A 24,180-nucleotide genomic window follows, 5' to 3' on the forward strand; every position below is an offset into this window, starting at 1 on the left:
TGGGATGACCCGCTCCTACTCGATATGGGTTAGTGCAATGACAATACTACGTTTTTGGTGCAATGAGGGGTAGATCAAATTGCACCATTAACCCGCCCTTTTCGCGATTAAAGAGTTTAAGTTGTCCACCATGGGCAACGGCAACTTCATTGCAAATACTTAGCCCTATGCCTGTACCACTTGGTTTTGTGGAGAAAAATGGCAGTACTGCGTTTGCTAGCTTTTCTTCTTCCATTCCCGCGCCTCTGTCAACAACTACGACTATCAGGCGTTGATAGTCAACCAGCAGCTTTACGCCTATTTCGCTTACCTCTGAGCCTGACTCGTGTGCATTCTTTATTAGGTTTATGAGTACCTGCTCTACCTGTACCGAGTCAAAAAAAGCGCGTTCAACTGGGAGCGGAGCGAGCAAAGTAAAAGCGTAAAGTTTATTAACGGTATCGAGAATAGGCTGCAGCGCTTGCTCGGTAATATTGGGGGCTGGCAATCTTGCAAACTCGCTATATTTAGCGACAAACTCACTCAAGTTCTCGGTACGGCGATTAATGGTTGCCAACATATCGGGAAGCAGTTGGATCAGGGCATGGTTTTGTTCTTTACCACTGCGCTCAACAATCGTATTTGCGGAGTTAGTCAGTGAAGAAATAGGCGCTAATGAATTATTGAGTTCGTGACTAATTAGGCGGATGGCATTTTTCCAGAGCCCTACCTCTTGGCGGCTCATTTCGCTTGATAGATTTTGACACATAAGCAACACATGCGGCTGGTGGTTGAGCGTTATGCTCTGCCGTGAAAAATAATAGCTCTGCTTTTCGTCGTTGGCTTGAAAGGTCACAAACCCGGATTCTTTTTGTAGCAAAATGGTTTGCAGCTTAGGATCTGCATTCGCGATAGCATGATGAAGTACTAGGCCGCTTAACGACTTGTTGTTATTAAGTAATTTTCCCGCTTTATCATTAGCATATACCACTTGGTCAAACTGGTTGAGTAATAAAATAGATACCGGTGATACCTGCAAAATAGTATCGAGTAGTAACTCTCTTTGGCTAGTGGCGTGGCGCTGTTTTTTTAGCGTTGTCGATAAACGATTATATTCCAGAATTAAATCAGACATTTCTATGCTTTCAAAATGGGTAATTTGAACCGAAAAGTCTTGATCTTTAAAACTGCGGATCCCATCCGTTAAACAGTCTATGATCCGCTGTTGGCGGGAGAAAAAGTAACTGATACCGACAATGCCAACTAACGTTGCAACAAGCAGCCCCACTGGAATTGCCAGAGTAATTGGTATTGCAAACGAAGCAGCAAGCCATAACATTGCCGCAAACACCAATAGTGATACGAATAAGCATGCAGACACCACTGCTTGAAGTGAGAGAGTCATTTTAAACCAAATTTCTCCATTCTCCGGTAAAGCGCTTGGCGGCTTAACCCCAGCTTTCGTGCGGCTTTACTGACTACGCCATCAGCGCTGTCTAATGCTGCTTCGATATCTGCTTGTGTATATTCAAGCGGCTCTTCATGTTGTGGTGTTTGAATTGCTAAATGCTCACACTCAATTTCTTGCCCTGAGCTTAATAGCACAGCACGACCTATGGTGTTTTCAAGCTCCCTAACGTTTCCAGGCCAAGTATGATGCTTTAACTGCTTCATTGCTGCGTTACTCAAAGTCTTATTGCTAGGCAAAAAGTGATCCACCAACACGGCAATATCTTCTTTTCGCTCAGATAGTGGCGGCAATTTAAGCTCAATCATATTGATACGATAGTACAAGTCTTCTCTAAAAGTCCCCGCTCGAATAGCCTCGGGTAAATTACTATTGGTGGCACTGATCACCCTAACATTTACTCTTTTTGTTACCGTGCTACCAACGCGTTCAAACTCACCACTTTGTAAAACCCTTAGTAACTTTTGCTGACCTGCCAAAGACAAGTTGCCGATTTCATCCAAAAACAAAGTGCCACCATCAGCGGCTTCAAAGCGCCCAGCTCTGGCTTTTTGTGCGCCTGTGTAAGCACCACTTTCAACCCCAAATAACTCAGCCTCAATTAGGTCCGCGGGAATGGCTCCCGCATTCACTTTAATAAAGGGTTTATGTTTATAGCTGCTATTGGCTTGCACGATTTCTGCAATTTTCTCTTTACCAGCGCCGTTTGGTCCTGTGATCAGAATTGGCGCGTCGGAGTGCGCAACCTGCGTCGCCATTTCAAGCAAGCTCAACATGGCCGGATCGGCTACTACCACACCACACAGGTCGTATTGCGCTTTTAGCTTTTGTAATCTGGCGTTGCGCTGATTCGCGGCGCTACTTACTTGCTCTTGGAGTTCTCGCATTTCGAGCAAGTTTTTCACTGAGGTGACGAGTTTATGGTCTTTCCAAGGTTTGGCTAAGTAGTCTGCCGCACCATCTTTAATAAGCTCCACCGCCATTTCAAGATTTGTCCAAGCTGTCAGTAAGATGATGGGTAAATCTGGCTCTAAGTCTCGGATTGCTTTATACAGGGCTTTGCCCTCTGCACCGCTGGTGGTGTCTCGGGTAAAGTTCATATCTTGAATGACCAAGTCGAACTGTTTACTGCGTACCATCTCTAAACCTTGCTGTGGAGAAGTAACGCCTTCACACTGAATATCATTAAGCAACAGCAGTACTTTTATGGCTTGAATTACATCCGGATTGTCGTCAATTACCAATACACTCATGAACGCCAATTATCCTTACTTTTGATTTAGCCCCTTGCGGGGCTTTGTTATTTTTATTAACTCGATTTTGTTACTTGCGCCGGTGAAACCTTAGCGGCCTCTTTGGCTGGTAAGTACACCGCTACTGTACTCACAAACCAAGTAAATATAGCCACCCCTATCAATAGCGGGATCTCTACCACACTTTGCACGCGCACATTATTCATCAAGAAGTAGTAAAGTAAAATAGAAAGTCCAAAGCCTAGCACTAAACCAATACAGACTAAAATTGTATTTTCTTTAATTAAAGACCACATCACTTTACCTTTAGATGCACCTAGCGCACGAAGTACTCCGTGATCTTTCTTTCTAAGACTCACAGAAAAGCTAACTAGCGCGACGATCCCTAGCGCGGTGACCACACAGGCAACGATGCTTATTCCTGCCATGGTAAGGGCAAAGGTACTGCGGCCATCCCACAAACGCTTTTTAGCACGCGCTACAAATTCAACTCGCTCCACCATACGGCCCTCTGAATGATAAAGCGCGGTTTCTACCTCCTCTAGAATGCGCTCAGATACGCCTTCCTCAACTCGCACTAAATAATTGGCCCGCTGACGGTTACCCCAAATGACTTCAGGTACAACTCCTGAATTGTAGGGTTGTTGACTATATGTGGCACCTTCACCAAGCATTTTACCTTTATATACCCCAACGACTTGGTGAGGAATACGCTGTCTTGAAATATACACCGACTTTCCAAGAGCAGAGCTATCTCCAAATAACGACGAAGCAAGATCGTCACTTATCATAATAACGCCGGCATTTTTTGTAGTCTCGTCGCCTTTAATAAATTCGCTAGCATAAAACCTGCGCCCTTCAACGAGCTCAAGTCCAAGTACATCAACTCCCTTTTCATCTAAGCCAAAGTAGCCGAACACGCTATAATCCGTTTCTGGTTGGGTATCTTTAAAAATGGTCCACCCAGGACCTAAGCTGTTTAGTACAAGTTCTCTACCAGCATAAGATGCGGCGATAACCCCCGGTAGGTTTTCAATCGCTTGAATATCCTTCTCGATAAGTGACTGTACGTTTACTGAGGTATCAAATACACGCGTCGTCACATTAAGTATTTGCTGCTCTTCCAACTTTGATGGGATCAACCAATTTTGTAGCGTTGCATAGCTGATAAAGGCCGTGTTGCTGACAATCATTACAGTAATAGCAATTTGCAGAATGATTAACAATGAAATGCTCTTTTGCTTTAATATCAGCTTTAAAATATGTTTAATCGCCATGATTACCCCCTTAATTCTGCAGCTGGTGATACGCGACTACTGCGGTATACCGGATATAACCCAGATAGACCCACCGCTAAGAAAATCCCAATAGTCGTCCAAAGTGCCAACTTGCCATCGAACTGATAGATTTGCCGTACTTGCTCAGCAAGTGCCATATAATCCGCCTGATACATACGCAAATGGAACATCAACTCAAGTCCTGCAAATGCGAGTACAAAACCAAGCACCACAGAGGCGACTGTGAGCATGAGAATTTCTAGAAAGTGAATTTTCATGATCACACCACGATTTGCACCTAGGGCTCGGTAAAGAGAAATAAGCTTGCGATTGGCTTGGAATTTGGCCAGTAGGATCCCCACCGTGTTCACTAAACAAATGCCAAATAATAAATATGAAAAAGTCAGATAAATGGCTTCCCACGCCATAAAGCGTTGGATCAAAATATACAGCTCGCCCATACTATAAAAGTCAGTGAGATTCTTATGTTGAAAACGGCCTACCGCCTGCTGATCTGCAATATAGTTATTTAACCAAGTTTTTAGTTCTGCAAGATGCGCCGTCTTCTTGTCTTCTTGGTACTGGAACCAAACCGTCAAATAACCACATTCAGCGCTTTTCAACATGTCGATACTGCCGCTACGTGGGTTAGTTGCGGTGTACAATTCATTGGTGCGACAACTTACTTGTCCTGTTCTCGGAAAGTTTTGCGCATAGGCATATTGCAATGGAATAAAAGCATCATGATTGTAATTGTTACTAAAGCTCAAATCTTGGAAACGACGTTTATAATTGCTTAAATCAACCACACCCACGACTTGTAATTGTTCGCCTTGAACTTGAATAAATTGCCCAACAGAGTTCGTTCCCCCGAATAGATGGTCGTTGGCATTTTTACTGATCACGGCTACCGCTTCACCACTTTGTTCATTTTGCTCACTCCAAGGCGTACCGTAGATAAATGGCGCGTCCAGTACAGTAAACATATGCCTGTCGGTACTGGCAGCATCTACACTGATTGGCCTAACTGAGTTATCTGCCAGCCCCACAATAAACTCTGTAGTGTAGTTAAATGATAGTGATTCATATGGCAGCTCAGCTTGCTTAAGCGCTTGCGCATCTTGATAAGTCCAGCGTGGAAATTGGTTAAAATCAACTACGTCTTGGTCACCGTCAAAAAAGTTCAAACCTGCGGTGTACAAGTAATCGCCCTTATAACCAATCACTTCACTACTACTTTGTTTTACAATCGCTGACATCGTCAACATCAAGGTGATCCCAACCGCAAGGTTAATAATCATCAATGCGCTCAGCTTGGGCTTTTGTTTTAGCCCCTGCCAAGCTAACAGTATTAGCTCTTTCATTATCTGCTCCTATACTGCCAGTTCGGTTAGCTGAGATTTAGTGATGTCGGTTAGCTCACCATCAAGAATTTGGATGTTGCGACCGGCTCGCCTTGCCAGTTCATTGTCATGCGTTACCATAATTAATGTGGTACCTGCTTGATTCACTTCTTGTAGTAAATCCATTACTTGTCTTGCCATTAAACTGTCTAAATTACCCGTTGGCTCATCCGCCAATAGGAATCGAGGTTTACCCGCCAATGCTCTGGCAATGGCAACACGTTGCTGTTGCCCACCACTTAACTGAGCGGGATGGTGCTTCATTCGGCTTGCAAGACCAACAAGCTCAAGGGCTTCTTCAATACGCTTTTTACGTTCACTGGCCTTGATCCCGCGAAAAATGAGCGGCACTTCAACGTTGTCGTACAAGGATAAATCGCTAATGAGGTTAAAACCTTGGAAGATAAAGCCAATTTTTTCGTTTCTTAGCTGTGACAGCTTTTTATCGTTAAGACTGGCAACGTTTTCGCCATCTAGAAAATAGTCACCACGCTCAAAACGCTCTAATAAACCCGCAATATTCAAAAAAGTAGTTTTACCCGATCCTGACGGCCCTGTAACCGCAATAAACTCACCCTCTTCAATGGTTAAGTTGACATTACTGAGCGCATGGGTCTCTATGAGATCAGTGCGGTAAATTTTGCTTACTTCATTCATCTTTAACATTGTCTATTCCTTCTCATTCTTATTCGGTGCGCAAGATGGGGCTACTTCCCGAGTAATACCCGCGCTTTGTTATTGAACGGATCTAAACTTGAGATCACGATTTCTTGCCCTTCACTCAGGCCGTCGACAATCTCAACTTCAGAAATACTTTTTACACCTAGCTGAATTGGTGTTTGATCAGCCTGTTCACCGACAACCGCGTAGGTGAATCGCCCGGCACCAGTTTCAACAAATGCGCCACGCCTTACTTTGAGCACGTCTTGCTTTTGCGACAGGATAATTCTTGTAGATACCTTTTGATTTTGGCGAAGGCCGCTTGGCTGCTCGTCAAAGCGTACCCGAGCACTGACGCGACCGGCCTCAATTTCAGGAGAAATAGCAACCAGTTTAGCTCGGTATTGGTATTGATTAATAAATACTTCCGCAGCCATGCCGACACCAAGGTTTTCAGCATAGATTTCTGGGATCTGCGCTTCAACTTCGAGCTCAGAAAGGTCAACCAGTGATATTAATGCGGCGTCTCGCTGTACAAACTGCTTTTGTTGGACATGCACCGTACCAACAATACCTGATAACGGCGAAATAATATTAAGTGCGGCTACCTGACGCTGCACTTCTTCTAGAATATGCTGTTGTCTGGTTAGGCTCAGCTCGCTGCTTTTAAGCTCAAACGCGAGTCGCTCTTGCTCAAGTTTTAACGATTCAATGGCATGCTGCTCTTGAAGCTGTGCGCGTTTGAGCTCAACCATTGACTGCTCAAATTCTAACTTTGAGATAATTTGTTTTTCGATGCTTTCTTTTGAACGCGCCATTTCTCGCTCGGCGGCTTCTAGGTCTACTTTCGCCATTTCCATGCGTTGTTTAGTATCGAGTAGCTGCTGTTTAATTGAGATCCGTTGACGCTCAACTTCAGTTTGTAAGCGTTCAAACGTGGCTTCTTCTTGTAATAAACGGTTAGTCAACTCCGGACTGTCTATGCTTAGTAACGTTTGTCCCGCCTTAATAGCATCACCAGGTTTAACGTTTAGTGTTACTGTGCCCGATGCAATGGCGTATAGGTCTGGGTTATTCGCCGCCAGCGTACGACCTTCAACGCGAATATCTTCGCTGATAGTACCTCTTACCACCGTGGCAAGACGTACTTGCTCCCGCGACACGGTCTGCTCTGCTGATAGAATGGTGTTAATGCTTGGCCAAGCACTGGTTAATCCACCTAAGGTGATGCCAACAGCCAACAAAGCAATCACCGGCTTTTTTATGGTTCGCTTTTTTGCAATTTGTTTGTCTTGCGCACTTGTATCTTTAATCATGCTACCTCCCTGCGGACAAGTTGGTGTCCGCGATTATTATGGGTAGTTAATAACAAGTAGCGTGCCAGAATTTATCTTATTGTTTTATATGAAATTTATATAATTTGTCGGTTTTATTGAGATGGCTTGGACGGACACCGGACAGTTTGCGGACAAGGTTGGTTGTGGTGGGTTATTGTGATAGTGGATTTTTGGGGGGAGCTGTATTCAAAAGATCGCGGGATGAACCCGCTCCTACCTGAAATACGCTCAAAAGATCGCGAGTTAAGCCCGCTACTACCTGATATACACTCAAAAGATCGCGGGGTGAACCCGCTCCTACCACAAATACGCTCGAAAAATCGCGGGATGAACCCGCTCCTACCCGAAATACGCTCAAAATATCGCGGGGTGAACCCGCTCCTACCCGAAATACGCTCAAAATATCGCGGGGTGGATGTGAGCTAACATCAAATAGACTATTGGTGTTGGCTCACATCCCACAATTGCTTTAGCTCTTCAATAATAGCGGGATCGTCAATGGTAGATGGTACGATAATGTCTTCTCCGTCCACCAGCTGGCGCAGGTTCTTTCGGAGAATTTTACCCGAACGGGTTTTGGGTAAACGCTCAACCACTTTAATGGTTTTAAGACAGGCAATCGCGCCGATTTTTTCGCGGATCAGGCTTCTTATTTCCTCTGCAATGGCCGTTTCAGTGGTGTTTACGCCATCTTTTAATACCACCATGGCTATCGGTACTTGGCCTTTTAGCTCGTCTTTACCGGCGAATACCGCGCATTCTGCAATTGCATTGTGGCCAGCAACGATTTCTTCCATTTCACCGGTTGACAGTCTATGTCCGGCTACGTTTATTACGTCATCGGTGCGGCCCATAATAAAAAGGTAGCCGTCTTCATCAAAATACCCGCCATCACCAGAGAGATAATAACCGGGGTATTGTGATAAGTAACTGCCTTTAAAGCGCACCGTGTTATTCCAAATAGTGGTTAAACAACCGGGAGGAAGTGGTAATTTCACCGCAACAACACCTTGTTGATTGGCTTCACATGGACTGCCGTCCACATCAAGGATCTCAACTTGATAGCCGGGCGTGGGAACAGTGGCACTACCGGCCTTTGTAGGCATCAATTCAATTCCAACTGGGTTAGATGCAATTGCCCAACCCGTTTCGGTTTGCCACCAGTGGTCGATTACCGGCAGCTTTGTAGTGGACTGTAACCAGTCGTAGGTGGCAGGGTCGAGTCGTTCACCAGCTAAAAATAGCGTTTTTAGACTGCTGGTGTTGTAGTTAGCCAAAAGCGCTGCGCTTGGATCTTCTTTTTTAATGGCACGAAATGCCGTGGGCGCACTAAAGAGTGCTGCCACTTGATATTCTTCAACCACCCGCCAAAACGCCCCTGCGTCTGGGGTTTTAATCGGTTTTCCTTCGTATAATACGCTGGTGCAACCATAAATCAGTGGGCCATAAACAATATAAGAATGCCCCACAACCCAGCCAATGTCGGATGCTGCCCAAAACACTTCTCCGGGCTCCATGCCGTAAACGGTTTTCATACTGTAGTTTAATGCTACAGCGTGGCCGCCCTGCTCTCGCACTACTCCTTTGGGTGTACCCGTGGTGCCAGAGGTATACAAAATATAAAGCGGATGCGTGCTTGGTAAGGGCACGGCATCAAAGGATTCAGGCGTGTTTGCCACCACCGTCCAATCTAAGTCTCTTGGCGACGACATTTGTGCTTGGTATGCTTCACGCTGCAACACTATGCAATGCTCTACTTGATGTTTTGCCAACGACAAAGCTTCATCCAACATAGGTTTGTATTCAATAGTGCGGCCTATTTCAATTCCGCAAGACGCACTGATCACCAGTTTTGGTTTCGCATCATCTATTCTCACCGCAAGCTCATGAGGTGCAAAACCGCCGAACACCACCGAATGAATAGCACCCACGCGCGCACATGCAAGCATAGCAACGACCGCCTCTGGCACCATGGGCATATAAATTACCACCCTATCACCTACACTTACATCAAGTTGATTTAAGCCAGCTGCAAAATGGCTGACTTGAGAGAGCAACTCGCCATAGCTAATTTTGCGTTTGGTACTGGTCACCGGCGAGTCATAAATTAATGCAGTTTGCTCGCCTCGGCCTTGGTGTACATGATGGTCAAGTGCCAAATAGCTGGTATTCATCAAACCATCACTAAACCAATGACTCAGCCCCTCTTGGTCTTGGTTATGTCCGACTTTTGGTGGCGTATGCCAATCAAGTCGTGCCGCTTCTTTAAGCCAAAATGCCTCTGGGTCTTGGGAAAATGTTTGATATGCCTGTTGATAAGTTGTTGTTGTCATAATAAGTTACTCAGTTTCTCTGGAACTTAGTAAAGATAGATAAAAAACCGCCAAGTTTTGATGAGACTTTAGTCTTGCGAGGATGATATAGATCAAAGTTGGGGGCTTAGATATGATTATGTTTGGGTAAGGAGCAGCCTCTACTACGGGTGTTAATGAGCACTTGTTTTTCTAATTTGATATAAATGTAATCACAGCGTCCTGAACAATAGCCATGAGAATAGATATGACTATTATTCAGAAATCCACTAGGACCTATACAACCAAATTTACCTACTGCTCGCTTTCAAGCTTTAGCAGCAGCGCTTTAATATCATCTTTTGCGCCGGTGATATGTTTTTTCAAAAAGTCACAAGCTCCGTCGGTATTTTTATCGCGGCATAATTCTAATAGCTGGCGGTGTTCCTCTGGTGCGGTTTTTATGCCGCCAGCAAGTAGGATGTGCATACGCACGTAGCGCTCGGAGTTTTTACTATACACATCCACCAGCTCACGAGTTTGTGGACGCTGCGCTTTGCTGTAGAGTTTGCTGTGAAATTCGGCATTAAGCTTACCAGTTGCCAGCTGTGTATCGCCAGCGGCCATTGCTTCTTCAAGCTCGGCTAAGATGGCTTCAGCTTCTAGCAGGTCGCGTGCGGTTAACTTGTCGATTGAGTGACGTAACAGCTCGGCTTCTAACAATGCCCGTAGATCAAATATTTCATCGATTTGCTCGGCACTTAAGCGCGTGACCGTCGCACCTTTGTGCGCTTCAAAGTTCACTAAGCCTTCGGCTTCTAGTTGCAGGAGTGCTTCTCTAACGGGAATACGGCTTACATTTAACTCATCTGCTAGCGCGGCTTGCCTCAGCGGCTCGCCCGCTTTGATTTCGCCAGTGAGGATTTTTTCACGAATTGCTTCAGCAACTAATTGAGTTCGAGTTTTATGTACAATCGCCATAGTCTTTAGTAATTATTGTTTTATGAACTCATTATAAACGTATCTGAGTTCAAATTGCATGTTTGTCGAGTATATAAGTTTGATGTGCGAATTAGGTCTGAATAAAAAAGCCCATAGCAGTACTATGGGCTTGGTTTGCTTAACTTTGTATACAAATTGGTCTTACGAATCGTTTCAGCGCTTCTAACCCTACCGATGTAGAACGTACATCGGTTGATGACGGAAACGGGCCACCATGGTTCATGGTGGCACACACTTCAACGCCCGTTGGCATTTGCCCGTAAATCAATCGACCTACGCGGTATTGTAACGCCTCTATAATATCTTCGGCTTGATGTAGGTCAGACTCAGTGCCATGAATACTGGCGGTGAGCTGTCCATCTAAGTCTGCGATTAAGTCTTCAAGCTGCGCTAAGTTGTCATAGCTCACCACTAAAGCACTTGGGCCAAAGACCTCCTCTTTAAGCCTTACGTCGGCTGTAAAACTTTCACTATCCGTAAAGAACAAATGGGCGCTGGCGTGAAACGACTGTGCTTGCTCACCAGCGCTTAATAAGGTGACCTGAGGGTGTGCTTTTAGCACCGCGATGCTGTTTTGATAAGCTTTTAAAATGCCTGGAGTCAATAAGGTATCAGAAGGCGCTGCGCTAATATTTTGCTTAGCCGTCTCGATAAATGTTTGTGAATGATTGCTTGGCACCAACCAAATACCGGGGCTAGTACAAAATTGACCATTGCCCATCAGTAAAGACTGGACAAATTGTGCACCAAGCTCTGCACCTTGCGACTGTATTTTTTCAGGTAAAACAATTTGCGGGTTTACGCTGCCAAGCTCACCGTAGAGTGGGATAGGCTCATGACGCTTCGTGATGGTGTCTTGCAATGCTTTTGCAACGCCAAAGGAGCCTGTAAATCCAACCGCTTTGATAGGCTCGGCTTTAACCAGGCAATGTGCGACATCGTAAGCTTTCGCTTGCAACATAGAAAACACCCCGCTGGGCATATCGCACTTGCTTATTGCTGTGGCAATAGCTTTAGTCATTAGTTCACACGTTGCTGGATGTGCTGGATGACCTTTATACACCACAGGGCAGCCAGCGGCTAAAGCAGCTGCGGTATCGCCTCCGAGCGTTGAGAAAGCATAAGGGAAGTTTGATGCACCAAACACCGCAACAACGCCAATAGGAATATGCTTAAGCTGTGTTTTTGGCTTAGGCAGCGGCGTGCGATTTGGGTCGGCTTGCTCTTCTTTATCTAGACTGAGCTCTGCTAGGTTATCTCTCAGCGCTGCGGCAAATGCGTTTAATTGGTTTACCGTGCGGCCACGCTCGCCCTCAAGCCTAGGCCTTGGCAGGTTAGTTTCTGCCATTGTGGTGGTTATTAGCTCATCACCTAAGGCGAGAATTTCTTGGGCTATGGTCTCTAAAAATTCTGCTCTAGCAGTCATCGAGGTTTTACGGTAAGCCTTAAAAGCCTGCTCCGCTGCATTAGTGGCTTCTTCTACTTGTGCTTCACTGGCGTTAAAAAATGCTTGCGTTAACGGTTCATTGGTTGCGGGGCAAAACGCGTAAAACGTTGATGCCGTTTGTGCGGCTTGCCACGCACCGTTGATGTAGCTCTTTCCTGATAAATTCATTGTTAGCTCCTGTTTTCTTTCAGTCTTAACGGCTAGAGCACTTGAAAACCAAATGCATACGGATCTTCGTCATCTACAGTGATGCAGTTACTCCCCGTTTGGCGTGCCCAGCCTTGAATACTTGGCAGAATTGCGGCTTTTCCCGCAACTTCAGTGATACCTTCAACCTTGCCGATAAATTGGCTGCCTATGATGCTCTCATGAACAAAAGTATCGCCCTCTTTTAGCAATCCTTTTGCAAACAACTGTGCCATTCGTGCACTTGTACCAGTGCCGCAAGGCGACCTATCAATCGCTTTATCGCCATAAAATACTGCGTTGGCCGCATGACTATCTGGATGTTGTGGCGCGCCTGTCCATAACACATGGGAGGCACCACATACGGTCGAGTCTTCAGGGTGAACAGGGTTTATTTGCGCATTAACTGCCGCCCGTACTTTAGGGCTCCACGCCAGTAGGTCTGCGGCACAGCTTTGATCCACACCGGCAAATCGACTTTGAGGCTCCACAATAATGTAAAAGTTGCCGCCATAGGCAATATCAACGATGAGCTCTCCTAGCCCATCAACGTGGACAGGCATGGTTTGATATGCCAAAAATGCCGGCACATTATAGAGCTTTACCCAAGACACTTTACCTGCCTTCATCTCATAATAGGCATTCACTCGTCCCGCTGGAGTATCAAGTTTGAGTACACCATATTCCCTTGGGGTAATAAGGCCGCTTTCAAGGCCAAAAGTGACTGTCCCGATAGTGCCATGCCCACACATAGGCAAGCACCCTGAGGTTTCGATAAATAGGATTGCCACATCCCCATCAGCAGTGGTCGGTGGGTATAAAAAGGCACCCGACATCATGTCATGGCCTCTGGGCTCAAACATCAGTGCGCGCCTTATCCAATCGTAGTCACGTAAAAAATGTTGGCGCTTTTCACTCATGCTCTCGCCCAAAAGCGTTGGATGACCGCTTGTGACCAAGCGCACGGGGTTGCCACAGGTGTGGCCATCAATACAATAGTAGGTGCCTAAAATCATACGCTTAGTCCAAGTTATATTTACTTAAGTCAATACGACTTGCCATCGCTTCATCGAACAAGCGACTAACATAAGCTTTTTCTTCTTGGGTAAGAGGTAATCTTGGAGCGCGAGTCACTTCACTACCGCGTCCAGCTAATTGTTCTGCATATTTAATGCATTGCACCAGTGTGGGAATAGTATCTAAGCGTAGTAAAGGTAAAAACCAACGCCACAGCTCGCGTGCTTCTTCATAGCGGCCTTGTTCAGCAAGTTTATAAATAGCCACCGACTCGCGTGGAAATACATTGGTCAACCCCGAGATCCAACCCGTCGCGCCCAACATTAGGCTCTCTAGTGCAATATCATCAACACCACCAAATACCACGTAGCGATCGCCAAAGGCGCTAAAAAGCTCACTTATCCGGCGGGTATCTTCCGTTGCTTCTTTTACGGAAACAATATTGAGCTCGTCAGCTAAGGTTTTCATGCCTTCAATAGACACATCGACACCGTAGGTCACCGGATTGTTATAAATCATAATAGGTAATGCCGTGCTTCGCGCTACCTGTTGGTAATGATGGATCGCTTCGCGCTCAGTTGAGCGATAAACCATTCCTGGTAATACCATCAGTCCATCTATACCGAGCGCTTCAGCATCCTTAGCAAATTCAACAGCAAGTGCGGTTGTGGTTTCTGCTACACCACTTAGCAGTGGCACCCTATCACCAACTACCTCTCTTGCGGCTTTTAAGACTTGGCGTTTCTCGTCTGCCGTAAGAGAGCAGTTTTCACCTACGGTGCCTAATACTATGATGCCATGAACCCCTTCGTTGATCAGGTTATCTATCATCGCGGTGGTGGTGTCAAAGTTGATACTTTCATCGTCATGGAATTGAGTGGTTACTGCTGGATATACACCCTGCCAATTTACCTTCATGGTTCTCGCCTTTTCTTAGGTTGTTTAGTTATTGTGCTTGCCATAATAGGTATATTGTATACAATAATCAATATTCAAAACGGGGAATTTTTATTTCTCTCATAAAATGACTAGGTAATAGAAATCTAATTAACTGATTTAATTAAAGTAAATTTTTTAAATGTCGGTACTCTTTGCCATTACTCATGTGGCTAGGAAGAGATACAATTTAGAAGCATGAGGTAAGCTGTGGAAAATAATAATAAAATTGCAGTGATTGGCGCAGGGATCATTGGGATCACGATGGCGCTACAGCTGGCTCGACGAGGTCACGCCGTCACTCTGTTTGATAAAAGCCGCCCAGCAGAGGGCTGCTCTAAAGGTAACGCAGGACATTTTGCCACCGAACAAGTATTTCCTATGGCAGATCCAACTTTGCTAACAAAGGTACCTGGCATGTTAGTTGATCCAGTGGGGCCCTTGCGTATTGAGCCAACCTCCCTACTCAAGAATATTCCCTGGTTCGTACGATTCTTAACGCAAATGAAAAGTCGCTGTTTCCGAACTGGAACAAGTGCTCTCAGAAGTCTAAATGAACGCGCACTACCCGCATATCAGCGATTACTTGGTGATAAATATCATACACTTATATCTAGCAACGGCAGTTTACTGGTATTTGAAGGTGACGAAAGCTCAGCGCGCCAAAGCTATAACAAATATGCCAAACAAGACATCTCGGTCAGCTTACTTACCGGTGATCAAGCCCGAGAAATGGAGCCGAGCCTATCAAGTACCATTACCTGGGCACTGTATTTTGATAAAGTGGCGCACAGTACAGATCCTTATGCCCTTTGTGTAACGTTATTTGAACTGTTTATTCAACTGGGAGGAGAATTCAAACAAAGCGCAGTCGAAAAGATTACACAAACAGAGCACGGCTACATACTTAATGCAGCAGAGCACCAGACGACCTTCGACAAAGTTGTTATAACTACAGGGGTGGCGAGTAAAACCCTTTGTGGATCTTTAGGTTACCCACTGCCCATGATTGCTGAGCGTGGTTATCATAATATGTTGACAGTGAACAATACACTGGCAAGACCCGTCGCATCGAATGAACGAGGATTTATTATGACGCCAATGGCAACAGGGTTGAGACTTGCCGGAACTGTCGAGTTTGCTGCATTGGATAGCAAACCCAATTACAGCCGTGCTCGCGCATTATTGCATCATGCAAGTATTTTATTAAGGCAGCCTCTGCCACAACATAGTGAAACGCTATGGGTTGGCTGTCGTCCTTCACTCCCAGATTATTTACCTGTGATTGGACCTGCACCAAATCATCACAACCTTTATTTTGCCCTAGGCCATCAGCACTTAGGACTGACCCAAGCCGCAATTTCAAGTGAATGTATCGCAGATCTGATTGACAACAAGCCCAACGACATCGATCTTACTCCTTTTAGTATTGCTCGATTTAATTAGCTAAGGATCACAAAAAATGAAAGGTATTGCATACCAAAGTGCGCAGCAAGCGCTAGATAACTTAGAAGATATGACCAAAGGCGTAGCGCCAATTGGCGAAAGCGAGTATTTAGCAAGAATAGAGAAAGCTCAACAATATATGCAGCAGAACAACATTGATGCACTCTATTTAAATGCTGGTACAAATTTAAAATACTTTACGGGTTTGCAATGGTACGCCAGTGAGCGTTTGGTAGGTGCAATCTTACCTGCACATGGACAAGTTCAGTTTATCGTCCCGTTTTTTGAAATAGGCTCCATTAAGGATTATTGGCTGATTGAGGGCCCTATTCATGCATGGCAGGAAGAAGAGTCTCCTTACGAGCTCGTCGCAAACGTACTTAACACACTCAATATTGATAGCACAGGCACACTCGCCATTGACGAAAGCACTGCGTTTTTTGTTGCTGATGGGATCAGACTCGCGGCATCTGAGCTTTCGCTTATCAATGCAAAGGCAGTAACCGCCCATTGCAGAATGCATAAATCGGCCAATGAAATAGCCCTTATTCAACGCGCAATGGACATGACGCTTGCTGTACATAAAGCAACGGCTTCTATGCTCTATGAAGGGATCACAACCACAGAGGTTGAAGCTTTCATTAACGATGCACACAAAAAAGTGGGAGCACCGGGCAACTATTTTTGTATTGTGCTATTTGGGGTGGCGTCGTCATTCCCACATGGTGTAAAAAATCCACAAACGCTCAAAAAAGGCGATGTAGTTCTAATCGACACTGGCTGTAAACTCCATGGCTACCTTAGTGATATTACCCGTACGTATGTTTTTGGCGAGGCCAGCGAAAAGCAAAAGTCCGTTTGGCAAATTGAAAAGCAAGCGCAAATTGCCGCCTTTAATGCAGCTAAGATTGGCGCTACCTGTGGTGCCGTAGATAAAGCCGCGAGAGAGTATATTGCCAGCAACGGATTAGGCCCAGATTACCAATTACCAGGCTGTCCGCACCGTACCGGACATGGCATTGGTCTGGATATCCACGAATGGCCTTATTTAGTCAAAGACAACCCAGAGCCGCTTGCCGCTGGAATGTGTTTTTCAAATGAGCCTATGCTTGTGGTTCCCGATGAATTTGGCATTCGCTTGGAAGACCATTTTTATATGACCGACGATGGTCCGCGTTGGTTTACCGAACCTGCCCATGCTATCGATGACCCATTCGCAACTAAGTAATACCAGCTCAATTTGAGGGGGTAGGTTTGACGCTAACGGCGTTGAATTTACTTCCAATAGCCGCTTATTGGAGGTGAACTCTCTTATCTAAAGGTTGAACGCGGAAGTGGTGCAATCACAAAACTGGCTGGCTAGATAAGAAAACAATTAAATTTAAACTTAAAAACAATGAATTATACTATTCCATAGCCAAAACTCAGGTTAAGTAATATATTTCGTTGATTTAGTTAAAACATGAATTGCACAAGGGTTCCATTCACGTTTAGGTCGTTGCCAAACGACGCTTTTACTGTTCAAGCCCTTCTTTTTTGTAGCTAACCTCCACTTTTGATCCATAATCAAAAGATAGCATTAAGTGATAATAGACCTATAAAGAGTACCTTGGATGAATCGGCTTACCCCTATTTTACTCAGCGCCGCAATGGCAGCCACCCTATCGGGCTGTGATTTAGACAACAGCAAAGCACCTAACAATATCGCAATCACTAAGATTTCCACAGGACCGTTAGATACACTGGAGCCGAACCAAACCATCAAAACCTATTATGATGTTAATATATCAGGGTTTGAAAATATTGATGTTGACGTGCACTTTTATCTTATTCACGCAAGCGAACTAGATGAGCAAAGCGGTGATGAAGTCGAAATAGAAGAAGTGCACAAAGTGGCCGCACTCGAGCTCTCTCAGGTGAGCACAGGCCTGCATAATTTTGAGACGGAAATTACCATTCCAAACCAACTCATTGGTGGTCATTATCACATCATTGCGCAAATAGACCCACATGATGACCACTCAGAAGACATTGAAGATGATAACCACCCTTCTGTTGATCATGAGCCGTTCTCTGAAGGTGATTTTCCATTTGCCGACATTCATGTTCGAGTTCAAGAGAGTCATGACTATAAATTACTTGCTGCCGAGTTTGGTCAAACAGCGTTGATCCTTGAGCCACCAACAACAAATAACGGAACTAGCCATCACCATTCAGATGTAGTGGGCTTTCTCGAAGCCGACTATGAGGGTAATAACCTTGGCGCAGCGAATATCACAGCCGAAGTGCTTATAAACGGCAATTGGCAACCAACCCATTTTTGGAATGCAGTCTCTCAAAGCTACGAAGAAAACATCGTTCATCAGTTCACTGCTGGCTTACATGACGAGCACATAGGGTTTGATATCGCACTCGATGATCAACTGCTGCAACAAGTGTATGCGTCATATAATAACGATACCGAGCAAACGCTGGCATTTCGCTTTGTACTCACCGATCTTGCACAAAACGCCGAAGCTCGCACTGACAACAATATTATAGAAACCAGTATTCCACTTTACTTCTTCACTGAGGATAATGAGCCGGCACCACAGAGCGCAGGAATAAAACAGCCAATTCGCCAATCAAGTATTGGACTGGCAAACATCAAGCTCGCAAGCACCTACGATAAATCTTACGGCGATAGTTCAAAGTTTAGCGTTGGCGTTGACCTCAATGGTCAACTCCTTATTGTACCTACCGGAGATATTGGCGGTAGGATCACGGGGGAAGGTACGGTTGAAGCATACTTTTTCAATGCCCAAAATACTTTATTTAGTATTTCGTATGATGGTAGTGCCTATGTGAGCGGCAATAACACGGGCTACGCGTCGGAAATGGTTATTTTTAATAATGTGGTGTTTGAAGACGAAAGCTATGTCAATAAGTATGAAAAATCCTGGGAGAAAAGCTGGGAAGAAGAAAAAGTACTTGCACAAGCCCGTTTTACCATCGGACCAATTCCTATGAATGTCGAGGCTGGTGTTGACGGTAACTTAGGCTTTGGTTTAACTGTTGGCTACAATGCTGAACTGTATGCTGAAGGTGAGCTATTTACAGTCGGCTTTGGTGCTTTTGGACGTGGCGGCATCAATATTGGTCTCGCCTCTGCCGGTGTTCAAGCCATTCTAACCTTAATTGATAATGTCTTTTCTCTCGAGTCAAACGCAGGCTTTGCGCTAGCAAGTAACGATAATAGCCGTCCACACATTTATTACGCCCTTGATCTAAAAAATGATTTGGATGTTATCTCTGGTAAGTTTGGGCTCTACGCCGAGACGATCGGGGTAAAATGGTGTAAAAAATGGGGTATTCCCTACCCATGTGGGAAGAAAACCAATCGCTACGACCTTTGGTTATACCAAACCAATAGTGTATTTAATAAATCATGGACATTGTACTCTAAAGAGGACGAAATCGACCTATGATACGTCCAAGCCTATTAGGCATTTGTGTAGCGCCTTGGTTGGCGCTACTCAGCTTGTCAGCCAGCGCAGCACTTTGTCAGCCTCAATTTAGCTTTAATATCAAAACCGCTACCAGTTTTAATTACAGCAAGTTAAACCACAGTGCGCAACAAACCGAAATTGAACTGGCCGGACAGCTTTCTGTGTTATCGGTAACCAAAGGCGCTGAGCAAAATTGGTGGGCAATTAAAGCCGACAATGTGGTAGCGCTATCTGAAGGCGATAGTACCCCACTGCCACAATATGAGCTGCCTTTTGCGTTTAAGTTAGATAATAGCGGGCTTATCACTGAGTTTTATTTTTCTCATCATTTATCTTTGCAAGCGCAAGAACAGCTTAAAGGGTTAGCATTTTTCTTGCAGTACCAAAATGGTAACTCAAAGATAAAACCAGAGCGGGATAATTTAGGAGAATATCGTGCGCGCTACAAACCTGTGGCAACAGCTAATGGCACCGCATTGCTCTTTTCTAAATTAAGCTATGAACTAAAAGACCCAAATACCCTGAGTACTTTTTCCTCTGTTAACGTGCTCAATTCGGCGCAAGAGATCATTCCCTCTGCGTGTTTTTTAGATAAGCGCGCTGGCGCTGAATCATTGGAACTCTCTGGAACTGATCTTAAATTTCATTCACAGCAAGATTTCGACATTACGAAAGTAACGCAAGCGTTTCCAACTTCACTGTTTATGATGGATAACGACCTATTGCAGTGGCCAAAAGCCGACATGCAATTGAGTGACGCGGAAAAAAGTGCACTCACTAAACGGCTCTTAGCCTTAGTAACAGAGCAAGACATCAGTCAAATTGACGCCCATACCCTAGCGTTGCTATTACGAGAGTTCGATGCCGTGATAGGTGAGCTAAGTGCGGTCATTTTAACGAGTCGTATTAGCGATAAAGCGCAGATGAGATTGTTCAATGCCTTAGGACAATTAGACACGCCTGCAAGCCAACATCTGCTCAGCGGATTATTGGTAAACACCAAAAATAAACCTCAAATGCAATTTCGGGCACTACGCGCGCTAACTCAGGGGCAGAACCCATTGTCGGATAACGCCGCCAACCAGCTAATTGCATTATTAAATGATGGGTTTCTTAGCGCCGATCCTGAGGTTGTCTCTAGTTTTTATATGACGCTGGGTATTATTCTCAACAACCGCAGTAACTCAGCGGCAGCTAGCCGGTTAGACCAAGCTATTGTCGAGCATATTACGCTAAGTGATAACGACAATAAAACCGCTGATCTTATTACCGCTCTGGGTAATAGCCGTAATAATTCACATGTCCCCTTCATTGACGATTACTTGCAAAATAGTAATGCGAGAATAGAAAAGGCAGCGATCCGCGCACTGGGTATGGTACAGAGTAGAGACGCTTACCGAGAGCTTGAGTCTCACCTTAGCGCGCATTCAGGTCGCAACACCAAAGCGTTAATTACCGCATTGGGTCACTATCAAATGACGGCCAATGTGAGTGACTCAGTATTGAACTTTGCTGTAAATAATAGCGATGAAGCTATTCGCTATGCCGCGATTAAGGCGCTGTCAAACCAACAAAAAAGTGAAGGGATTAAAGCCACCTTACGTCAAGCACTACAACAAGAGCACTCAAGACGTAATTTTGAAGCCATTGTTAATCTTTTGCACAGTAATACCAACTGAATTAATTCTCTACTATTTGCAGGATGAAATAGCTCATTTACTTAACACATTTGGTATAAGCAGAACGCAAACAATCAATAGCCATTTGCCGGGTCAATTGTTGCCACCACAACATTTGGCCCTTTTTTGTTTTTTATACGAAAAATCATTATTGTACAAAGTTTTTACTATGGTTGATCTCGACCTGCATTTACTGCTATAAGCTAATTACCTATAATCAGGAGCATCGCTTAAACAATGATAGCAAACACCCCACCCCCTCCTTATTACGCCGTGATTTTTACCAATATCAAAAACAACGACGACGATGGGTATGCCCAAACCGCATCAAGAATGGTAGAGCTTGCACAATTACAACCTGGATTCTTAGGTATAGAATCAGCTCGTGAAGAAGTTGGGATCACGGTTTCGTATTGGCAAGACCTAGAAGCAATCAAAGCGTGGAAAGCCAACGCTGAGCATATTGAGGCGCAAAAGAATGGCAACAAAAAATGGTATAAAAGCTATACCACTCGAATTGCCAAAGTAGAACGAGAATATAGCCTCTAGCGCTGTTAGAGCTAGATTATCGACGCTTATGTCTTGTTGACTCGTGACTTTAGTCGTGATAATCCTTGAGGTGTCACGCCTAGATAGTTAGCAAGATCATAATTTGCCAAACTAGCAAGCCAATGAGGACGTTCATCACGTAAGAAGCAATACCTTTGCTCTACTGTATTTAGAAGTAAGAATGCTTCTTTTGCCTCTTTAAACAAAAGCTGTTGCTCTAATAACTTGATCTTAAGTGCTTGAAAACTATCTTGTGCCAGCAAAGACAAAGGAACCAGTACAACCTCCGCCTCTTCCAGAGCAGATATTTGAAAGTAGCTAGGTGCATTTTGGATCCACTCAGCATATAAAATACAAAGCTCACCAGGAAAGTAAAACTCCTTGTGTCTTAACTCTCCTACATCATTCACCACAGATGACACTAGCTTGCCTGAATGAATAAAAAAACCATAGCGTTGCATTTGCCCTTGCTGTAGCAATATTTCATTACGGCTGAAGTGTTTAATGTCTAACGTAGGGCTTTGCTGAATGAGTGTCAAAATCTCATTTTTTGTGGTTTCACAAAGCTGGCCCAGTGTGTGAAAAGGCATAATCCCCTCGCTGAGTTAAGCAGATCAAAAAAGCTCCATCAGGAGCCTTTTTTAACGTGTGGTATTAACTTACCAACCCGCTTTCTCTTTTAGTGCAGAACCGATTTCTGCAAGAGAGCGAACTGTTTTAACACCCGCTGCTTCAAGTGCTGCGAACTTCTCGTCAGCTGTACCTTTACCGCCTGCGATAATTGCACCAGCGTGACCCATACGCTTACCTGGAGGAGCAGTAACACCAGCGATGTAAGAAACTACAGGCTTAGTTACGTTATGCTTGATGTACTCAGCCGCTTCTTCTTCAGCTGTACCGCCGATCTCACCGATCATTACGATAGCTTCAGTTTGCGGATCGTTTTGGAACATCTCTAGTACGTCGATGAAGTTAGTGCCTGGGATTGGGTCACCACCGATACCAACGCAAGTAGATTGACCGAAGCCAGCGTCAGTAGTTTGCTTAACTGCTTCATAAGTCAAAGTACCAGAGCGTGACACGATACCTACTTTACCTGGCATGTGGATGTGACCTGGCATGATACCGATCTTAGTTTCACCTGGAGTGATAACACCTGGGCAGTTAGGACCAATCATGCGAACGCCAGTTTCTTCTAGCTTCACTTTAACATCAACCATATCTAATGTAGGGATGCCTTCAGTGATACATACGATTAGCTCGATACCTGCGTCGATCGCTTCAAGGATAGCGTCTTTACAGAAAGCTGCTGGTACGTAGATAACAGATGCAGTAGCACCTGTAGACTCTACCGCTTCACGTACAGTGTTGAATACAGGTAGACCTAGGTGAGTTGTGCCGCCTTTACCAGGAGAAACACCACCAACCATTTGTGTACCGTACTGGATAGCTTGCTCAGAGTGGAATGTACCCTGACCACCAGTGAAACCTTGACAGATTACTTTAGTATCTTTGTTAATTAGTACAGACATTATTTGCCCTCCGCAGCAGCAACTACTTTCTCAGCAGCGTCAGTTAGTGACTCAGCTGCAATGATGTCAAGGCCTGAGTTAGCTAGTACTTCACGACCAGCTTCAGCGTTAGTACCTTCAAGACGTACAACTACTGGTACGCTTACGCCAACTTCTTTAACCGCACCGATAATACCTTCAGCGATCATGTCACAACGTACGATACCACCGAAGATGTTAACTAGTACTGCTTTAACGTTGTCGTCAGAAAGGATGATCTTGAATGCTTCAGATACACGCTCTTTCGTCGCGCCGCCACCAACATCTAGGAAGTTAGCTGGCTTACCACCGTGTAGGTTTACGATGTCCATAGTACCCATTGCAAGGCCTGCACCGTTAACCATACAACCAACGTTACCGTCTAGTGCAACGTAGTTAAGCTCGAAGCTTGCTGCGTGTGCTTCACGCGCATCTTCTTGTGAAGGATCGTGGAATTCACGGATCTTAGGCTGACGGAACAATGCGTTACCGTCTACACCGATTTTGCCGTCTAGGCAGTGTAGGTTGCCAGCGTCTGTGATTACTAGAGGGTTGATCTCTAGTAATGCAAAATCGTGGTTGATAAACATTTGCGCTAGACCCATGAAGATCTTAGTGAACTGCTTAACTTGAGTTGGGTTCAAACCTAGTTTGAACGCTAGCTCACGACCTTGGTAAGCTTGAGGACCTACTAGTGGGTCGATCTCAGCTTTGTGAATTAGTTCAGGAGTTTCTTCTGCAACTTGTTCAATCTCTACACCACCTTCAGTTGATGCCATGAACACGATTTTACGTGAACCACGGTCAACAACAGCGCCTAGGTATAGTTCATTTGCAATATCAGTGCAGCTTTCTACTAAGATTTTAGCTACTGGCTGACCTTTCTCGTCTGTTTGGTAAGTAACTAGGTTTTTACCTAACCAGTTTTCAGCGAATGCGCGGATTTCGTCTTTGCTGTCTGCAAGTTTAACACCGCCAGCTTTACCACGGCCGCCTGCGTGTACTTGACACTTAACAACCCACTTGTCTCCACCGATTTTACCAGCAGCTTCTACTGCTTCTTGAGGTGTATCACAAGCAAAGCCTTCTGATACAGGTAAACCATATTCGGCAAAAAGTTGTTTTGCCTGATACTCATGCAAATTCATGATGCTTTATCCAATTTTTTATACTAAAAAAGCTGAATATTTATGCAAATAATCAGCTATCCCA

At 44.8% G+C, this 24,180-nt stretch carries 19 protein-coding genes; 5 read left to right on the forward strand and 14 right to left on the reverse strand.

The window, feature by feature from the left end; genetic code table 11:
* Positions 1–46 precede the first annotated feature (46 nt).
* From CEX98_RS07840 to CEX98_RS07890, 11 genes are all read right to left on the reverse strand, one after another.
* Positions 47–1,384: a sensor histidine kinase gene (locus CEX98_RS07840; RefSeq protein WP_099641538.1), complete on the reverse strand. Its 1,338-nt coding sequence runs from the start codon at positions 1,382–1,384 to the stop codon at positions 47–49.
* Entirely contained in the window at positions 1,381–2,700 is a 1,320-nt protein-coding gene (locus CEX98_RS07845) for a sigma-54-dependent transcriptional regulator (protein ID WP_099641539.1), read from the reverse strand. The genes CEX98_RS07840 and CEX98_RS07845 overlap by 4 nt, the downstream gene beginning before the upstream one ends.
* A gap of 56 nt (positions 2,701–2,756) precedes the next feature.
* Positions 2,757–3,977 carry an ABC transporter permease gene (locus CEX98_RS07850; protein WP_099641540.1) on the reverse strand — a complete coding sequence of 407 codons (1,221 nt, stop codon included), beginning with the start codon at positions 3,975–3,977 and terminating at the stop codon, positions 2,757–2,759.
* A gap of 2 nt (positions 3,978–3,979) precedes the next feature.
* Positions 3,980–5,341 carry an ABC transporter permease gene (locus CEX98_RS07855; protein ID WP_099641541.1) on the reverse strand — a complete coding sequence of 454 codons (1,362 nt, stop codon included), beginning with the start codon at positions 5,339–5,341 and terminating at the stop codon, positions 3,980–3,982.
* Positions 5,342–5,350: 9 nt separating this feature from the next.
* Positions 5,351–6,046: an ABC transporter ATP-binding protein gene (locus tag CEX98_RS07860; protein WP_099641542.1), complete on the reverse strand. Its 696-nt coding sequence runs from the start codon at positions 6,044–6,046 to the stop codon at positions 5,351–5,353.
* A 41-nt stretch (positions 6,047–6,087) separates the two neighbouring features.
* A complete protein-coding gene (locus CEX98_RS07865; protein ID WP_099641543.1) occupies positions 6,088–7,356 on the reverse strand; it encodes an efflux RND transporter periplasmic adaptor subunit in 1,269 nt (422 codons plus the stop codon).
* A 458-nt stretch (positions 7,357–7,814) separates the two neighbouring features.
* On the reverse strand, positions 7,815–9,710 hold the full coding sequence (locus CEX98_RS07870; protein WP_099641544.1) for a propionyl-CoA synthetase: 1,896 nt from the start codon (positions 9,708–9,710) through the stop codon (positions 7,815–7,817).
* A gap of 273 nt (positions 9,711–9,983) precedes the next feature.
* Entirely contained in the window at positions 9,984–10,649 is a 666-nt protein-coding gene (locus CEX98_RS07875) for a GntR family transcriptional regulator (protein WP_099641545.1), read from the reverse strand.
* Between the two features lie 139 nt (positions 10,650–10,788).
* Positions 10,789–12,285, reverse strand: a complete 1,497-nt coding sequence (locus CEX98_RS07880) for an aldehyde dehydrogenase (NADP(+)) (RefSeq protein ID WP_099641546.1) — start codon at positions 12,283–12,285, stop codon at positions 10,789–10,791.
* Between the two features lie 32 nt (positions 12,286–12,317).
* Entirely contained in the window at positions 12,318–13,319 is a 1,002-nt protein-coding gene (locus tag CEX98_RS07885) for a 4-hydroxyproline epimerase (RefSeq protein WP_099641547.1), read from the reverse strand.
* A 4-nt stretch (positions 13,320–13,323) separates the two neighbouring features.
* Complete coding sequence (locus CEX98_RS07890; protein ID WP_099641548.1) at positions 13,324–14,238, reverse strand: dihydrodipicolinate synthase family protein; 915 nt, start codon at positions 14,236–14,238, stop codon at positions 13,324–13,326.
* 228 nt (positions 14,239–14,466) lie between these two features.
* Between CEX98_RS07890 and CEX98_RS07895 the strand changes: the two genes are divergently transcribed.
* From CEX98_RS07895 to CEX98_RS07915, 5 genes are all read left to right on the forward strand, one after another.
* A complete protein-coding gene (locus CEX98_RS07895; protein WP_099641549.1) occupies positions 14,467–15,702 on the forward strand; it encodes an NAD(P)/FAD-dependent oxidoreductase in 1,236 nt (411 codons plus the stop codon).
* A gap of 16 nt (positions 15,703–15,718) precedes the next feature.
* Entirely contained in the window at positions 15,719–16,930 is a 1,212-nt protein-coding gene (locus tag CEX98_RS07900; RefSeq protein WP_099641550.1) for a M24 family metallopeptidase, read from the forward strand.
* 385 nt (positions 16,931–17,315) lie between these two features.
* Complete coding sequence (locus tag CEX98_RS07905) at positions 17,316–19,169, forward strand: hypothetical protein (protein WP_099641551.1); 1,854 nt, start codon at positions 17,316–17,318, stop codon at positions 19,167–19,169.
* Positions 19,166–20,869, forward strand: coding sequence for a HEAT repeat domain-containing protein (locus CEX98_RS07910; protein ID WP_099641552.1), 1,704 nt, complete (start codon positions 19,166–19,168; stop codon positions 20,867–20,869). Before CEX98_RS07905 ends, CEX98_RS07910 begins: the two co-directional genes overlap by 4 nt.
* Positions 20,870–21,106: 237 nt before the next feature.
* Positions 21,107–21,418: an antibiotic biosynthesis monooxygenase family protein gene (locus tag CEX98_RS07915; RefSeq protein WP_099641553.1), complete on the forward strand. Its 312-nt coding sequence runs from the start codon at positions 21,107–21,109 to the stop codon at positions 21,416–21,418.
* Between the two features lie 26 nt (positions 21,419–21,444).
* On the opposite strand, the gene CEX98_RS07920 is transcribed toward CEX98_RS07915, so the two are convergent.
* The 3 genes from CEX98_RS07920 to sucC all read right to left on the reverse strand — a co-directional run bounded on the left by CEX98_RS07920 (position 21,445) and on the right by sucC (position 24,116).
* Positions 21,445–22,008: a Crp/Fnr family transcriptional regulator gene (locus CEX98_RS07920; protein ID WP_099641554.1), complete on the reverse strand. Its 564-nt coding sequence runs from the start codon at positions 22,006–22,008 to the stop codon at positions 21,445–21,447.
* 69 nt (positions 22,009–22,077) lie between these two features.
* Positions 22,078–22,950: a succinate--CoA ligase subunit alpha gene (gene sucD, locus CEX98_RS07925; RefSeq protein WP_099641555.1), complete on the reverse strand. Its 873-nt coding sequence runs from the start codon at positions 22,948–22,950 to the stop codon at positions 22,078–22,080.
* A complete protein-coding gene (sucC, locus tag CEX98_RS07930) occupies positions 22,950–24,116 on the reverse strand; it encodes an ADP-forming succinate--CoA ligase subunit beta (protein ID WP_099641556.1) in 1,167 nt (388 codons plus the stop codon). The genes sucD and sucC overlap by 1 nt, the downstream gene beginning before the upstream one ends.
* Positions 24,117–24,180 lie beyond the last annotated feature (64 nt).

Source organism: Pseudoalteromonas piscicida, from assembly GCF_002744175.1.
GTDB classification, from domain to species: Bacteria; Pseudomonadota; Gammaproteobacteria; order Enterobacterales; family Alteromonadaceae; genus Pseudoalteromonas; species Pseudoalteromonas piscicida_B.

Bases quoted from the DNA above. Each gene is read 5' to 3' on its own strand.
- sucC (WP_099641556.1), bottom strand. From the start codon at position 24,116: ATGAATTTGCATGAGTATCAGGCAAAACAACTTTTTGCCGAATATGGT.
- CEX98_RS07900 (WP_099641550.1), top strand. From the start codon at position 15,719: ATGAAAGGTATTGCATACCAAAGTGCGCAGCAAGCGCTAGATAACTTA.
- CEX98_RS07885 (WP_099641547.1), bottom strand. From the start codon at position 13,319: ATGATTTTAGGCACCTACTATTGTATTGATGGCCACACCTGTGGCAAC.
- CEX98_RS07880 (WP_099641546.1), bottom strand. From the start codon at position 12,285: ATGAATTTATCAGGAAAGAGCTACATCAACGGTGCGTGGCAAGCCGCA.
- CEX98_RS07845 (WP_099641539.1), bottom strand. From the start codon at position 2,700: ATGAGTGTATTGGTAATTGACGACAATCCGGATGTAATTCAAGCCATA.
- CEX98_RS07855 (WP_099641541.1), bottom strand. From the start codon at position 5,341: ATGAAAGAGCTAATACTGTTAGCTTGGCAGGGGCTAAAACAAAAGCCC.
- CEX98_RS07905 (WP_099641551.1), top strand. From the start codon at position 17,316: ATGAATCGGCTTACCCCTATTTTACTCAGCGCCGCAATGGCAGCCACC.
- CEX98_RS07875 (WP_099641545.1), bottom strand. From the start codon at position 10,649: ATGGCGATTGTACATAAAACTCGAACTCAATTAGTTGCTGAAGCAATT.
- CEX98_RS07865 (WP_099641543.1), bottom strand. From the start codon at position 7,356: ATGATTAAAGATACAAGTGCGCAAGACAAACAAATTGCAAAAAAGCGA.
- CEX98_RS07840 (WP_099641538.1), bottom strand. From the start codon at position 1,384: ATGACTCTCTCACTTCAAGCAGTGGTGTCTGCATGCTTATTCGTATCA.
- CEX98_RS07910 (WP_099641552.1), top strand. From the start codon at position 19,166: ATGATACGTCCAAGCCTATTAGGCATTTGTGTAGCGCCTTGGTTGGCG.
- CEX98_RS07920 (WP_099641554.1), bottom strand. From the start codon at position 22,008: ATGCCTTTTCACACACTGGGCCAGCTTTGTGAAACCACAAAAAATGAG.
- CEX98_RS07870 (WP_099641544.1), bottom strand. From the start codon at position 9,710: ATGACAACAACAACTTATCAACAGGCATATCAAACATTTTCCCAAGAC.
- CEX98_RS07915 (WP_099641553.1), top strand. From the start codon at position 21,107: ATGATAGCAAACACCCCACCCCCTCCTTATTACGCCGTGATTTTTACC.
- CEX98_RS07890 (WP_099641548.1), bottom strand. From the start codon at position 14,238: ATGAAGGTAAATTGGCAGGGTGTATATCCAGCAGTAACCACTCAATTC.
- sucD (WP_099641555.1), bottom strand. From the start codon at position 22,950: ATGTCTGTACTAATTAACAAAGATACTAAAGTAATCTGTCAAGGTTTC.
- CEX98_RS07860 (WP_099641542.1), bottom strand. From the start codon at position 6,046: ATGTTAAAGATGAATGAAGTAAGCAAAATTTACCGCACTGATCTCATA.
- CEX98_RS07850 (WP_099641540.1), bottom strand. From the start codon at position 3,977: ATGGCGATTAAACATATTTTAAAGCTGATATTAAAGCAAAAGAGCATT.